Source organism: Chryseobacterium sp. JJR-5R, assembly GCF_034047335.1.
In the GTDB taxonomy this organism is placed as follows: domain Bacteria; phylum Bacteroidota; class Bacteroidia; order Flavobacteriales; family Weeksellaceae; genus Chryseobacterium.
Genome location: NZ_CP139137.1, coordinates 3,426,040 through 3,439,093, shown reverse-complemented (window position 1 = coordinate 3,439,093; position 13,054 = coordinate 3,426,040). Strand labels below are relative to the sequence as shown.

Here is a 13,054-nt window from a genome sequence, read left to right as displayed (position 1 = left end):
ATCTTTAAAATAAATCAAAATAAGTTCCGGCCTTAAAACCGATTAAGCTGAAAATAATTACCCATAAGCTTACTTCCTGCATCCAGTATCTGGGTAAAAACTTCAGCATTCTGCTGATGATAATCGTGGAAGGAAAGGCAAGAAGCAGTAAATATTCATAACTTTTATTCATGTAAAGAATAATCGTAATAAGCTGTGCTATAGAGAAAACCAGCAGGAAGGTATATTTGTACCTGCTGACCGGGCTCTTTTTATTGTAATTCTTAAAATGGTCGTATACCGCATACACCAGCATACAGGCAATCAGGGCCAAAGGGATCAGTTCTTCATAGTCTGTCACCATTTTTATCTTTCCGAAGGGGAAATAATCCTGGTTCCAGGAAGTGAAATTTATAAAGAACATGACAGAAAAATAACTGAAGGCAATTAAGATAATCCCCAGAAAGAACCTGAAAATATTCAGCCCGATCCTTTCCGAAGTAGCCACCACGTGGATCATCACGAAAACCGCCATCGGCCATGTTGTAGGCAGAAAAATAAAATTAAGGGCTACAATAGATCCTACCAGAACGTAAGACTTCTTGCGGATGTCCTCATTGGTACTGGTCAGAAGCAGCAAAAGAAAAGAATTCGTAAGCAGGGCAACGGCAAGCCCAACATCTATTTTACCGGGATAAAGCCCGAAAATAAAAAATGTATACAGAAATAGAGGCAGATGGGTCTGGTAATTCAGCGCAATGCTGTGAAAACAGAAATACCCCAAAGCAATGCCCAGAAAAGTAATGCCTGCGATTACTGCTTCATAAGTGTTGAAATTCAGAAAGTTAAAAGATATTACTATTAACAGAAGAAAACCAATATAGACCGGGATTGAAAAAATATTGCTTTCTTTTGAAAGTAATCTAAACATTTTTTATAAATTTGTACAAAGTTAATTTAAAAAAGGAAAATAATGACGTCTTTCTTTCTATTCTTGAGCAAAGTTTTCAAATGGTCTTTCGGTTTCTTTGATACTTTCGGTAATGTGCTAAACTGGATTCTGTTTATTGTTTGCTGCGTATTATTTACGTACTGGTGCTACGTTCTGGTAGCTACCTTAGGTGGAGATAAAGATAAAGACTATTATTCTCCAACGGAGGGTAAGAATCCTTACTACGATCCGAATATCTATAAAAAAGAAGGTTAATTAATTGGTTATATAGTAAAAAGCCGGTCAGATAATTTATTTGTCCGGCTTTTTTAATGGGGTTATAATCAGTTTGATTTATTTATGATCGTGTATCGGAAGCACCAGGACCGGGATATCAGAATCCCTGGTAATCCCTTTGGTAAGGCTTCCTACAAATACATCGTAGATCCCGCTTCTTCCGTGGGAGCCCATTACAATGAAGTCCGCATTCTTCGTCTGGGCATATTCAAGGATAATGTCTTTTGCAATGCCCTGTTTCAGAAGATGCTCACAATCCACACCATCAGCCAGGATTCTCTGCTGTATCACATTCAGCTGTACCAGTTCTTCCCGGATTTCATTCTCTTCCACCTCAGGGAAATACTGGAATCCCATATCACCGATGGCAAAACCGATGTCCGAAGGCGCAACATGAATCAGAAAAATCCTTCCGTTCACCTGTTTTGCAAATTTTACCGCTCCATTGACAAGCTCTTCTGTTCTGTCCCCAAAATCTACGGGTAATACAATATTTACCATGACCTTTAATTTGTGTACTAAAGATAAGAAAATTATGCCAGAACAGATGATGAATTCCTTACAATATCCGGATATCAAGAATTTTTTGGTCTTCCAGATAAGCTTCAAGAATGTCATTTTCCTCAACTTTTCCGACTCCTTTCGGGGTTCCTGTAAAAATCAGGTCGCCTACCCTTAAAGTAAAGTACTGGGACACAAATGCGATAATATCGTCAACGGTAAATATCATATCTTTTGTATTTCCGTCCTGTACTTTTTCTTTGTTTTTCAGCAGGCTGAAATTCAGGGATTCAAGGCTGTAATCCCCTTTTTTAAAGAAATTGCCTACTACTGCAGAGCCGTCAAAACCTTTGGCGAGTTCCCACGGAAGGCCTTTGGATTTCAGGTCGCTCTGAAGGTCGCGTGCCGTAAAGTCAATTCCCAGACCGACTTCTTCATAATGTTTGTGGGCAGACTCTTTCAGGATGTATTTTCCCCCTTTCGAAATCTTCACAACCACTTCCAGTTCATAATGAACATCATCCGAAAATTCCGGAATATAAAAATCGTTGCCTTTCAGGACCGCCGTGTCCGGCTTCATGAAAATGACCGGTTTGTCAGGGATCTCGTTTCCTAATTCTTTGGCGTGTTCACCGTAATTTCTTCCGATACAGATTATTTTCATAATGTTATTTTATTACTTACTGTTTATTGCTTAATTTTTTCAGGAGCTGTTTCCCGCTTTCCGCTGTATCTTTTGTTCCGCGGCGCTGCACAAAAGGATGCCGCTGCAATCGGGGCTAAGGCTGTATTAATTTTTTTCAACGTCTCAAAATAACTGCCATTTCTGTCATTCCGCAGAATCCGGGCATGAATTTCGGATCACTCTCTGGAACTTTGCTCAGATTCCTCAGGTATGACAAACAGGATGAAAACCTTTAACTGCAAGTGTCAGAAATGTCATACTTAGCCTGCCAAAGCATTTCTCCTCATTTTATCTAATGTTCAAACCCGTTTCCACAGTAATAGCAGACAAACTTATGGCTCGTTAAAATCGAAATCCCGAAGAAGCTCGTGGCGCTGTCGTCTCTGTAGATATGGTTGGAGCCGCATTTCGGACATACAAAATCAAATGCCGGATCCCCGATCGTATGCTCTACTTCCAGCGGAAATTCTTCGTTTTCCTTATAATCCTGTAATACCTGCTGCGCTTTTTCAAGGTCATCTTCAAAAACCTGAAGCTGAATGCCGCCCACGGCTTGGGAAAGCAGCCAGTCCGACTGGATCAGCTGTTCATTCGCAATGAAGCTGTTGATGCCGCTTTCAGCCAGGATCTGTTTGTCCCTGTTCGCCTGAAGGGCCGTTTCGTAAAATCTGAATTTAACAAGCTCGCTCATCTCTAAAATTTACTGGATAACTGGATTTTTGTAAACACTTTCTTGGTATATAAAGGAAAATCGGCGTTCTGAAGCCATCCGTAATAGCCGATATCTTTTTTGAAAACGGATTTCACACTCTGGCCTTTGTACTTCCCGAACGCAAAAATTTCTTCATTTTTTTCATTGAAATGAATCATGCCTGCCAGGTCTGCAAATTTATTCTGGGTTGAAAATTCGCTCAGATCTGTAATTTCTTTTGGAACATCATCATATTTTCCAACCTGGGCATCCAGAACTTCAAAGGTCGCCATCACGTCAGCCTCTGCAGAATGGGCATTTTCCAAGGCTTTTCCACAATAAAACTGATAGGCAGCGCCTAAGTTTCTCGGCTCTTTCTTAAAGAAAATCGTCTGTGCGTCTACCAATTTGAATTTGCTCAAATCAAAATCATAGTCAGCACGCAGCAGTTCTTCGGCCAGTAGCGGGACGTCAAACCGGTTGGAGTTATAACCTCCTAAATCTGCACCGGTGATCATTTCCAAAACTTTTGAAGCAATTTCCCGGAAAGTAGGCGCATCTTTTACGTCTTCATCATAAATTCCGTGGATCTCGCTGCTTTCTTTCGGGATCGGCATTTCAGGATTGACTTTCCATGTTTTGCTTTCGCGGGAAGCATCGGGATTCACCTTTAAGATACAGATTTCTACGATCCGGTCTTTCCCGATATTCGTTCCTGTGGTTTCTAAGTCAAAAATACAAAGAGGTTTATATAATTTTAAGTTCATTATTTAAATTTGAAAATATGTTAATTTGATAATTTGAAAATGTCCATAAAGAATATCTGTCTTTACGTGTCTTCCGGTTTAACGGAGCTGTTTATGAAAGGCCATTGAAATAAAGATATAATAAATAATCACCACCGGGATCCCGGCAGCTTTAAAAATAAGTAAGATAATAACAGAACCTGCCAGTAAAGCCAGTTTAGGATAATTATCCTGCAGCTTCATTGATCTGAACTTCATCGCGATCATTTTTATGGGACTGATCAGGAGCCATGAGGAAATAACCGTTAGCAAAACAAGTAAAATTTCACTGGATAACAGAAATTCAAAGCTTCCGTTTTCTTTAAAAGCATAATATAACCCGAAAATAAGAATCGTATTGGAGGGAGTATTCAGTCCTTTGAAATAATATTTCTGGTCCTCGTCCAGATTGAAGATAGCCAGCCTGAGGCAAGAAAACAGAGTGATCAACAACCCGAAATATTTAATTTCAAAAGGCAGATGAACTCCTGAAATGTCACTCCCGAACGGTTCCAAGATCTTAAACATCGTCAGTCCCGGAACCACTCCGAAGCTTACCATATCAGCCAAGGAATCCAGCTGGACCCCTAAATTGGAGTTTGCTTTTAATGCTCTTGCCACAAAACCGTCAAAGAAATCTAAGACCAGGGAAAAAATAAGGCAGACCGCCGTTGTTTCATAGTTACCCAGAATAAGATGGATGGCGCCTACACAGCCGGAAAACAGGTTTCCTAAGGTGATGGCATTGGCAAGATTATTTTTTATAAAGTTCATAGCCGCAAAATTAAAACAATATATCAATGCAGCAATATACCAATTTGCAATGTAAGCCATTATCATTTATCATTTTTAAGCATTGCTCATTACTAATCCCATTGTCCTGCTTTGATTTCCGGATTTTCAAATTGTTAAATTAATTTGAATTTGATGTAAATTTGCGCCATGAAATTGTTTAAAGAAAGCAGGGCGCAGGAAATTCTGGTACTGCTGTACAGGATTTTTTTAGCTTATTTTTTCTATCAGGCTGCCCGTTTTCTGTTTTGGTACTTCAACAGAGACCTGATAAAGGTTGATTCCGTCTCTGATTATTTCATTCTTTCCTGGCACGGAACTGCATTTGATACTACAGCTATCTTATATGTCAATGCCCTGTTTATCCTGTTAAGTATTATTCCTGCAATTGTCAATACCCAAAAAAGGTACCAGAAATTCCTTTTCCGGCTGTATTTTATCACCAACGGAATTGCCTATGCGATGAATTTCGGGGATATGGTCTATTTCAGGTTTTCCCAGATGAGGCTGACTTCTGCAGCACTTCAGGTAGCCCGGCATGAAGATAATATTTTCAAAGTGTTCGCCGTTTCCATCATGCAGAATCCGTATGTTTTATTATGGTTTGCCGCACTGATGTGGCTTTGGGTCTTTCTTTACAGGAAAGTAAAAATACCGGAAAGGAAACCTGTAAAATGGGTGCCGTATTTTATTTGGTCGGCCATTGCGCTTTGCCTGACGGCAGTATTGGCAATCGGAGGGATCCGTGGAGATTTTAAACACAGCACCAGGCCGATTAACCTGGTAGATGCCAACCGTTTCGTAAAACTTCCCGCTCAGGGAAATATGGTACTGAACAGTACATTTTCTTTTTTCCGGACACTGAATACGAACAATTTTAAGGAAGTTCATTTTGTAGATGAAAAATTTATCAATGACCATATCCATCCGTATAAAATTTACGAAAGAAAAGTAACTTCCAGACCCAATATCGTGATTTTTATTGTGGAATCATTCAGCAGGGAATACTCAGGGGCTTTCAATAAAGATAAGCATATCAAGGACTATGTATCTTATACGCCGTTCATCGACAGCTTAGCGAGTGAAAGCCTGATTTTCCCCAATACCTTTGCTAACGGAAGGCAGTCAATTCACGGGATGAGCTCTGTTCTGGCCGGAATCCCGAGTTTAACGGATGCATTTACCAGCTCGCCTTACTCCAACCAGAAAATACAGTCTATTGTTTCAGTTTGTAACGAAATGGGCTACGATACCTCTTTCTATCATGGTGCTCCGAATGGTTCGATGGGCTTTCTGGGCTTTGGGAATATTCTGGGTTTCAAACATTATTTCGGGAAAACCGAATACAACAACGATAAAGATTTTGACGGGATGTGGGCCATCTGGGACGAGCCTTTTTTACAGTATTTCTCGAAGAATACTGGCAAAACACAGCCTTTCATGGCTGCGGTTTTCACAGCTTCATCGCACCATCCTTTCAAAATCCCCGAACAGTACAGCGGAAAGTTTAAAAAAGGGAAAAACCAGATGCATGAACCGATCCAGTATACCGATTATGCGATCAAAAAGTATTTTGAAACGGCCAGGAAGCAGCCCTGGTTCCATAATACGGTTTTTGTCTTTACAGGCGACCACACCAATGAAGTATATTATCCTGAATATGAGAAAATAATGAACCGTTTTGCTGTCCCTCTTATATTTTATTCCCCGAATCCTGAATACCGTCTGAAAGGCGTTGACCATGAGCCTGCTCAGCAGATTGATATATATCCTACCCTTGCAGACCTGATCGGGTACAACAAAAAGATAAGGAGCTGGGGAAGAAGCCTGGTAAGCGAAAAGAAATATGCTCCGGTTATTGCCAATTCGGACGGTACTGTGGAACAGTTCATCATCGGGAATTATATCTACCGTTTTGACGGGAAAGAAGTGCTGGGGATTTTCGACAGGACAGATTTAGGCCTGGAAAAAAACCTTTCAGATCAGCTTAAAAACAGCCCCGAAGCCCGAAAAGGAAAACAGGTCGCCAAAGCCTGGTACCAGGATTATATGGACAGGGTCATGAACAGGAAAATGTATTAAGGTGATCATCAGGATATCATGTATTAAAAGTAGTGAACTTATTTTCCGTGGCTTCACTTATAAATATCCTCACAATACCTTGTAATCTCCGGCATCTATGTTCCGGATAATAAATTTTTTTGTTTATTTGAATTTAATTTATATTTTTAGCGGTAAATTGACAACAGAAATTTATTATTGAAATTAAAACGGTAAAGAATATGAAAAAATTATTATTGACATTCGTTCTGTCTTTGTTTGGCGTAATGTCGTTTGCTCAGATTGAAGGGAAATGGAAGACCATAGATGACGAAACCAAACAGGCTAAGTCTATTGTGGAAATCTATAAGAAGGGAGACCAGTACTATGGCAAGATTTCTCAGCTGCTGATAAAGCCTGCAAGTTCTACCTGTACGGAATGTAAAGATGACAGAAAAGGGAAGCCGATCTTAGGGCTTGAGATTATCAGAGGACTCAAAAAAGAAAGTGATGAATTTACCGGAGGAACGATTACCGACCCTAAGTCTGGCAAAACATATAAATGTACCATTACAAAAAGCGGTGACAAACTGAATGTAAGAGGATATGTAGGCGTTTCTATGTTTGGAAGATCACAGACATGGCAGAAAGTTAATTAATTAACATTAAATAAAATTAATCAGCGGCATTTCATTAAATGAGATGCCGTTTTTATATGTACATCATAAAAAAACACTATTTTTGTACTCTAAATTTTTCAAATAAATATGGCAGAATATACTTTTCGTGAGGTAATTGCACAGGCAATGAGCGAGGAAATGCGTAAAGACGAATCCATTTTTTTAATGGGGGAGGAAGTAGCAGAATACAATGGTGCATATAAGGCTTCAAAAGGAATGCTGGATGAGTTTGGCCCTAAAAGAATAATCGATACACCTATTGCTGAACTTGGTTTTACAGGGATTGCCGTAGGTGCTGCGATGAACGGTAACAGGCCTATTGTAGAGTATATGACATTCAATTTCTCTCTTGTGGGGATTGATCAGATTATCAACAACGCGGCTAAAATCCGCCAGATGAGCGGCGGACAGTGGAACTGTCCTATCGTTTTCCGTGGTCCTACCGCTTCGGCAGGCCAATTGGGGGCAACACACTCTCAGGCTTTTGAAAACTGGTTTGCCAATGTTCCGGGCCTTAAAGTGGTGGTTCCGTCCAATCCGTATGACGCAAAAGGATTGTTAAAGACAGCGATTCAGGATAATGATCCGGTTATTTTCATGGAGTCTGAGCAGATGTACGGTGATAAAATGGAAATTCCCGAAGAAGAATATTACTTACCGATCGGAAAGGCAGATATCAAGAAAGAAGGAACCGATGTTACTTTGGTTTCTTTCGGGAAAATTATGAAGCTGGCGATTCAGGCAGCCGAAGATATGGAAAAAGAAGGGATCTCTGTTGAGGTGATCGACCTTAGAACCGTTCGTCCTTTAGATTTCGATACCGTATTGGCATCAGTAAAGAAAACAAACAGGCTGGTTATTCTGGAAGAAGCATGGCCGTTTGGTTCAGTATCTTCAGAAATCACGTATATGGTACAGCAGAAAGCATTCGATTATCTGGATGCCCCAATCAAGAGGATCACTACTCCTGATGCGCCTGCACCGTACTCCGCAGCTTTGTTTGCAGAATGGTTCCCTAAACTTGAAAAAGTAAAAGAAGAGATTAAAAAAGCAATGTACGTAAAGTAATTGCAATGATTATAGAGAAAAACTTCCGAAAGGAAGTTTTTTCATTTATTATATTCATGAATAAAAATTCACGGGGATGTAAATTTGATTTAAATTTGCGCTTTTAAAAATAAAATTAGCTATATGGCAGAAGGTATAGAAGGCGGTCATCATTTTGACATTAAGAAGCTTTCTTTCATTGGAATTTTGGTTTCTCTTGGGATTGTTTTCGGAGATATTGGTACTTCACCGCTTTATGTAATGAAAGCAATCGTCAACGCCAGAGAAAGCGGAAGCACGATGCCTTTCAATGAATATATAGAGGGAGCACTGTCCTGTATTATATGGACACTGACGCTCCAGACCACCATCAAATATGTTATTATTGCCCTTAGGGCAGATAACAAAGGAGAAGGCGGGATTTTAGCACTGTTTTCTTTAGTCAAGAACCTGAAAAAAGGATGGCTGTACCTTATCGCGATCGTGGGAGCGGCAGCACTGGTTGCAGATGGAGTTATTACGCCTTCGCTTACGGTAATGTCCGCCATTGAAGGCCTGGAAATATACAATCCCCATACGCCTGTAGTTCCTATTACCATTGCGATCTTAATTGTAATTTTCGTAATCCAGCAATTCGGGACCAGTTTTATCGGGAAGTTCTTCGGCCCGGTAATGGTGATCTGGTTTCTGGTTTTAGGCGGTTTGGGACTGTCGCATCTAAGTGAAAATATTGAGATCCTAAGGTCTTTTAATCCTTATTACGGCTATAAGCTGATTGCCCATTCACCCAGTGCTATTGTTATCCTGGGCGCTGTGTTCCTTTGTACGACAGGGGCGGAGGCATTGTATTCTGACCTGGGCCATTGTGGCGCCAAAAACATCAGGCTGAGTTGGGCATTTGTTAAAATCATGCTGATTTTAAACTACCTTGGACAGGGAGCGTGGCTGTTGACGAATTACAACAAACCCGGTTTTTCTGTGGTCAATCCTTTCTTTGGGATCATGGAAGAATGGATGGTTATTCCGGGCGTTATCCTGGCAACTGCAGCAGCGGTCATTGCCAGCCAGGCCTTGATTACCGGTTCGTTCACCATTTTCTCTGAAGCCATGTCGCTTAACTTATGGCCGAATCAGAAAATTGATTATCCATCAGGGGTAAAGGGGCAGATGTATATCCCGAGAATCAACTGGGGGCTTTTGCTGTTCTGTATCGTGGTGGTTCTCCATTTCAAGGAGTCTGGTAAAATGGAAGCGGCCTACGGCCTCTCCATAACCGTAACCATGCTGATGACAACCATTCTTCTGGTTTTCTGGCTGTTGAAACGCAGGGTTAACAAATTGATTATTCTCTTCTTTGCATTGATCTATATGGCCATTGAGCTTGGGTTCTTCAGTGCCAATATCATTAAATTCTTTGAAGGAGGCTGGATCACGGTTATCTTAGCCGGCTTTATAGGAGTCTGCATGTATGCCTGGTACAACGGAAGATCCATTAAAACAAAATTCATCAAATTCATTAAACTGGAAAATTATATCCCGATTATAAAGGACATGAAGCTTGATGAAACCATTCCTAAATATGCCACCAACCTCGCTTATCTGAGCAGGGCAAAAAGAAACGATGAAATAGAATCAAAAATTATCTATTCCATTATTAAGAAACAGCCGAAAAGAGCGGATCATTATTTTATTCTGAGTATTACCAATCAGGAAGATCCCTACACCTTTAAATATTCGGTGGATGAAGTGCTCCCGGGCACAATTTACAAGATTAATTTCATGCTGGGATTCAAGATGGACAGAAGGATCAATGACTATTTTGATATGGTATTGAGGGATTTAATGGCAGACGGCGTAATCCCTTCACGCAGCAGCCATCCTTCTTTAAGAGCCCATAATATTCCGCCCGACCTGAAGTATGTTATTATCGATAATACCTATATTAACGATATACTTCTTACCGTAAAAGAGAAAATTATCCTTAATATCTATAACTTTGTTAAATATGTAGGCAGTGATGACTTCAAGGCATGGGGAATCACTTCCCATAATGTAGTGGTGGAATCTGCGCCTATGACGGAAGATTGCGTAGGGAAATCCAAGATCCAGCAGTGTGAATACATCCGTCATAACAGTTAAATTCTTTAACACTGCGTTACAATACGTATGTAAATAAAAATCAATAAATTTGTAGATAATTTTTTTGATGGATACGATACAAAAAGAAAAGAATATTACACTGATAAAGGACGTTTTAAGAAACTACTTATTGGAAAAAGGTTTCCGGAATACGCCCGAACGATATACGATACTGGAAGAGATTTACAGTATGGATCACCACTTTAACGTTGATGATCTGTACCTGCTGATGCTGCAGAAAAAATACCATGTTTCAAAGGCTACCATTTACAATACCATTGAGATTTTTCTTGATGCAGGGCTGATCCGTAAGCATCAGTTCGGTGAAAAAACCCTTACTTCCTCATCTTATGAGAAATCTTATTTTGATAAACAGCATGACCACCTGGTGATTTACAAGAAAGACTCGGATAAGGAAATAGAAGAGATCATTGAATTTTGTGATCCGAGGATCCAGGGAATTAAAGAAGCCATTGAAGAGGCATTCGGTGTAAAAATAGATTCCCATTCGCTGTATTTTTATGGCACAAAGAATGACTAACCGATCATCTGTAAGACTGGTCTTTGTTTTATTGGTCTTTATTTCTACGTTTGCTTTTGCACAGGACAGCCAAAAACCTCTGCAGAAAGATCCGTACTTTACGCCCACGGCAGTTCCTAAAAAGAATGCTCCGCCTGCAGAAAAAGTAAAGCATATCCATTCTGATGAGCTGCGGAAAGATGAAAAGTATGACGGCAACAATTACTTTTCAGGGAATGTCCAGTTCGAGCATCAGGGTTCACTGCTGAATGCTGATCTCGTCATTGTTTATGAAGGCCAGAACTTCGTAAAGGCTGTAGGGAACGTAAAGCTCCAGAATTCGGATGGTTCCGTGATCACAGCGCAGGAAATGGAATATGACGGCAATACACAACGGGGAATCGCCAGAAAAAATGTAGTGCTTACCGATCCGAAGGGAACGGTTATTAAGACTGAAACCATGTATTATGACAGGGTTTCCAATCAGGCCTATTATAATACTGGAGGAACCATTAATGACGGTAAAAGCACAACTTATGCAAAGTCCGCTACCTATTTTCTCACGACACGGACCGTAGACCTTACCGGAAATGTGAAAATCGAGGATAAAGATTATACCCTGGAAGGCAGGAATGTAATCCAGAACCAGAATACCAATATTGTCGACATCAATGGGCCGACAACCATTACCAACAGGAAGAACCCGAAGAATTATATCTTTACCGAAAAAGGGAATTACAATATGAATTCCAAGGAAGCTTTTCTTTACAAGAATTCAAAGGTTCATTACAATGATAAAATCCTTACCGGTGATGAAATGTATTATAACCAGCTGTCCGGCTTCGGGAAAGCTACAGGAAACGTTACACTGGATGACCCGAAGGAAAACAGATGGATGAAAGGCGGATACGGAGAGATTTTCGAGAAGAAAGACTCTGCGATGATGACCAAAAATCCGTATGCGGTAAAAGCTCTGGAAAAAGACTCGATGTATTTTGCGGCAGACAGGATTATTTCTTTCCAGAAAACAGACCCTGCAGACATTACCGTAAAGAAAAGTTTTCTCCGGGCTTTCAGGAAAGGGAGGTTTTACAAATCCAATGCACAGGGAAGGGCAGACTCCATTGCGTTCAATGAAACAGACGGGGTGCTCCATATGTATACCGACCCTATTCTCTGGAGCAACGGAAAACAGGTAACCGGTGACAAAGTGGAAGCCTATTTTAACACCCGGACGGAAAGCATCGATTCTCTCAAAGTCATAGGAAATGCTTTTGCCATCAGCAAAGTGGATTCCCTTGATATGAAAGATGAATTCAACCAGATTAAAGGAAAACTTATGACCGTGTATTATGGTGAAGACAACAACATCAAAGAAGCAAAGGTCATTGGAAATGCGCAGTCCATTACGTATTCTGACGATGTAAATACACAGACCAAAAAGAAAGAAAGGATCGGGATTTCGCTGACGTCCTGCGGGATTATCGATGCGCTTTTTGAAGAGAAAGCCCTGTATATTGTAGCCTGCAATATCGGCGCTACTTCAGATACCTATCCGATGAGCAAAATTGAACCTGAAAGGCGGAAATTCCCGGATTTTAACTGGAATACAAAAGACAGGATCCTGAAATGGCAGGACATCCTGGTTGATACCCCGAATTATCCGGAAATACAGTATGAATCCGATAACACGCTGTATGATAAAGCCAAGGAAATTGTAGAAAAAGAAAAGGCCAAAGAAGAAGCCAAAAAACCAAAAAGAGTAAGAAGGTAATTCTTTTTTTATATAAAATCTTAAAGCAAGTAAACCACTCACCATTTTCTGTACGGAAAATGGTGAGTTATTTTATAAAATCGTTTTTATAACTGCCGTTTTGGGCATTTTTTATAAAACAGGAAAAATTTTTTTGGAAAATTTATTCAAAATACAGTGAATGTACAATCCTTATCACAATTAGGCTTTTAAT

The 13,054-nt window shown here is 40.1% G+C and carries 13 protein-coding genes; 7 read left to right on the top strand and 6 right to left on the bottom strand.

The window, feature by feature from the left end:
• Positions 1 to 4: 4 nt before the first annotated feature.
• The gene (locus tag SD427_RS15100) at positions 5 to 910 is read right to left on the bottom strand and encodes a DUF6427 family protein (protein ID WP_320558624.1); all 906 of its coding nucleotides are present in this window, start codon (positions 908 to 910) and stop codon (positions 5 to 7) included.
• A gap of 42 nt (positions 911 to 952) precedes the next feature.
• On the opposite strand from SD427_RS15100, the gene SD427_RS15095 reads away from it, so the two are divergent.
• Positions 953 to 1,186 (top strand): DUF6341 family protein, encoded by a 234-nt coding sequence (locus SD427_RS15095; protein WP_320558623.1) that lies wholly within the window; start codon positions 953 to 955, stop codon positions 1,184 to 1,186.
• Positions 1,187 to 1,264: 78 nt separating this feature from the next.
• Here SD427_RS15095 and SD427_RS15090 read toward each other — a convergent pair whose 3' ends face one another.
• The 5 genes from SD427_RS15090 to SD427_RS15070 all read right to left on the bottom strand — a co-directional run bounded on the left by SD427_RS15090 (position 1,265) and on the right by SD427_RS15070 (position 4,643).
• Positions 1,265 to 1,708 carry a universal stress protein gene (locus SD427_RS15090; RefSeq protein WP_320558622.1) on the bottom strand — a complete coding sequence of 148 codons (444 nt, stop codon included), beginning with the start codon at positions 1,706 to 1,708 and terminating at the stop codon, positions 1,265 to 1,267.
• A 58-nt stretch (positions 1,709 to 1,766) separates the two neighbouring features.
• Complete coding sequence (locus SD427_RS15085) at positions 1,767 to 2,372, bottom strand: fumarylacetoacetate hydrolase family protein (protein ID WP_320558621.1); 606 nt, start codon at positions 2,370 to 2,372, stop codon at positions 1,767 to 1,769.
• A gap of 313 nt (positions 2,373 to 2,685) precedes the next feature.
• Positions 2,686 to 3,084, bottom strand: a complete 399-nt coding sequence (locus SD427_RS15080; protein ID WP_320558619.1) for a putative signal transducing protein — start codon at positions 3,082 to 3,084, stop codon at positions 2,686 to 2,688.
• 2 nt (positions 3,085 to 3,086) lie between these two features.
• A complete protein-coding gene (locus SD427_RS15075; RefSeq protein WP_320558618.1) occupies positions 3,087 to 3,851 on the bottom strand; it encodes a 3'-5' exonuclease in 765 nt (254 codons plus the stop codon).
• A 78-nt stretch (positions 3,852 to 3,929) separates the two neighbouring features.
• Positions 3,930 to 4,643: a CDP-alcohol phosphatidyltransferase family protein gene (locus SD427_RS15070; protein WP_320558617.1), complete on the bottom strand. Its 714-nt coding sequence runs from the start codon at positions 4,641 to 4,643 to the stop codon at positions 3,930 to 3,932.
• Between the two features lie 168 nt (positions 4,644 to 4,811).
• Here SD427_RS15070 and SD427_RS15065 point away from each other — a divergent pair, with 168 nt between their 5' ends.
• The 6 genes from SD427_RS15065 to SD427_RS15040 all read left to right on the top strand — a co-directional run bounded on the left by SD427_RS15065 (position 4,812) and on the right by SD427_RS15040 (position 12,861).
• On the top strand, positions 4,812 to 6,743 hold the full coding sequence (locus SD427_RS15065) for an LTA synthase family protein (RefSeq protein ID WP_320558616.1): 1,932 nt from the start codon (positions 4,812 to 4,814) through the stop codon (positions 6,741 to 6,743).
• Between the two features lie 200 nt (positions 6,744 to 6,943).
• Entirely contained in the window at positions 6,944 to 7,360 is a 417-nt protein-coding gene (locus SD427_RS15060; RefSeq protein ID WP_320558615.1) for a DUF2147 domain-containing protein, read from the top strand.
• A 108-nt stretch (positions 7,361 to 7,468) separates the two neighbouring features.
• Positions 7,469 to 8,449 carry a pyruvate dehydrogenase complex E1 component subunit beta gene (locus tag SD427_RS15055; RefSeq protein ID WP_056217872.1) on the top strand — a complete coding sequence of 327 codons (981 nt, stop codon included), beginning with the start codon at positions 7,469 to 7,471 and terminating at the stop codon, positions 8,447 to 8,449.
• 123 nt (positions 8,450 to 8,572) lie between these two features.
• Positions 8,573 to 10,567, top strand: coding sequence for a KUP/HAK/KT family potassium transporter (locus tag SD427_RS15050; protein WP_320558614.1), 1,995 nt, complete (start codon positions 8,573 to 8,575; stop codon positions 10,565 to 10,567).
• Between the two features lie 67 nt (positions 10,568 to 10,634).
• Positions 10,635 to 11,108: a Fur family transcriptional regulator gene (locus SD427_RS15045; RefSeq protein WP_056217878.1), complete on the top strand. Its 474-nt coding sequence runs from the start codon at positions 10,635 to 10,637 to the stop codon at positions 11,106 to 11,108.
• Positions 11,101 to 12,861 carry an OstA-like protein gene (locus SD427_RS15040; protein WP_320558613.1) on the top strand — a complete coding sequence of 587 codons (1,761 nt, stop codon included), beginning with the start codon at positions 11,101 to 11,103 and terminating at the stop codon, positions 12,859 to 12,861. Before SD427_RS15045 ends, SD427_RS15040 begins: the two co-directional genes overlap by 8 nt.
• Positions 12,862 to 13,054 lie beyond the last annotated feature (193 nt).

What these genes read in the sequence shown, in the direction of transcription:
- SD427_RS15040 (WP_320558613.1), top strand. Translation starts at nt 11,101, where the DNA reads ATGACTAACCGATCATCTGTAAGACTGGTCTTTGTTTTATTGGTCTTT.
- SD427_RS15100 (WP_320558624.1), bottom strand. Translation starts at nt 910, where the DNA reads ATGTTTAGATTACTTTCAAAAGAAAGCAATATTTTTTCAATCCCGGTC.
- SD427_RS15090 (WP_320558622.1), bottom strand. Translation starts at nt 1,708, where the DNA reads ATGGTAAATATTGTATTACCCGTAGATTTTGGGGACAGAACAGAAGAG.
- SD427_RS15055 (WP_056217872.1), top strand. Translation starts at nt 7,469, where the DNA reads ATGGCAGAATATACTTTTCGTGAGGTAATTGCACAGGCAATGAGCGAG.
- SD427_RS15085 (WP_320558621.1), bottom strand. Translation starts at nt 2,372, where the DNA reads ATGAAAATAATCTGTATCGGAAGAAATTACGGTGAACACGCCAAAGAA.
- SD427_RS15075 (WP_320558618.1), bottom strand. Translation starts at nt 3,851, where the DNA reads ATGAACTTAAAATTATATAAACCTCTTTGTATTTTTGACTTAGAAACC.
- SD427_RS15095 (WP_320558623.1), top strand. Translation starts at nt 953, where the DNA reads ATGACGTCTTTCTTTCTATTCTTGAGCAAAGTTTTCAAATGGTCTTTC.
- SD427_RS15050 (WP_320558614.1), top strand. Translation starts at nt 8,573, where the DNA reads ATGGCAGAAGGTATAGAAGGCGGTCATCATTTTGACATTAAGAAGCTT.
- SD427_RS15070 (WP_320558617.1), bottom strand. Translation starts at nt 4,643, where the DNA reads ATGAACTTTATAAAAAATAATCTTGCCAATGCCATCACCTTAGGAAAC.
- SD427_RS15080 (WP_320558619.1), bottom strand. Translation starts at nt 3,084, where the DNA reads ATGAGCGAGCTTGTTAAATTCAGATTTTACGAAACGGCCCTTCAGGCG.
- SD427_RS15060 (WP_320558615.1), top strand. Translation starts at nt 6,944, where the DNA reads ATGAAAAAATTATTATTGACATTCGTTCTGTCTTTGTTTGGCGTAATG.
- SD427_RS15065 (WP_320558616.1), top strand. Translation starts at nt 4,812, where the DNA reads ATGAAATTGTTTAAAGAAAGCAGGGCGCAGGAAATTCTGGTACTGCTG.
- SD427_RS15045 (WP_056217878.1), top strand. Translation starts at nt 10,635, where the DNA reads ATGGATACGATACAAAAAGAAAAGAATATTACACTGATAAAGGACGTT.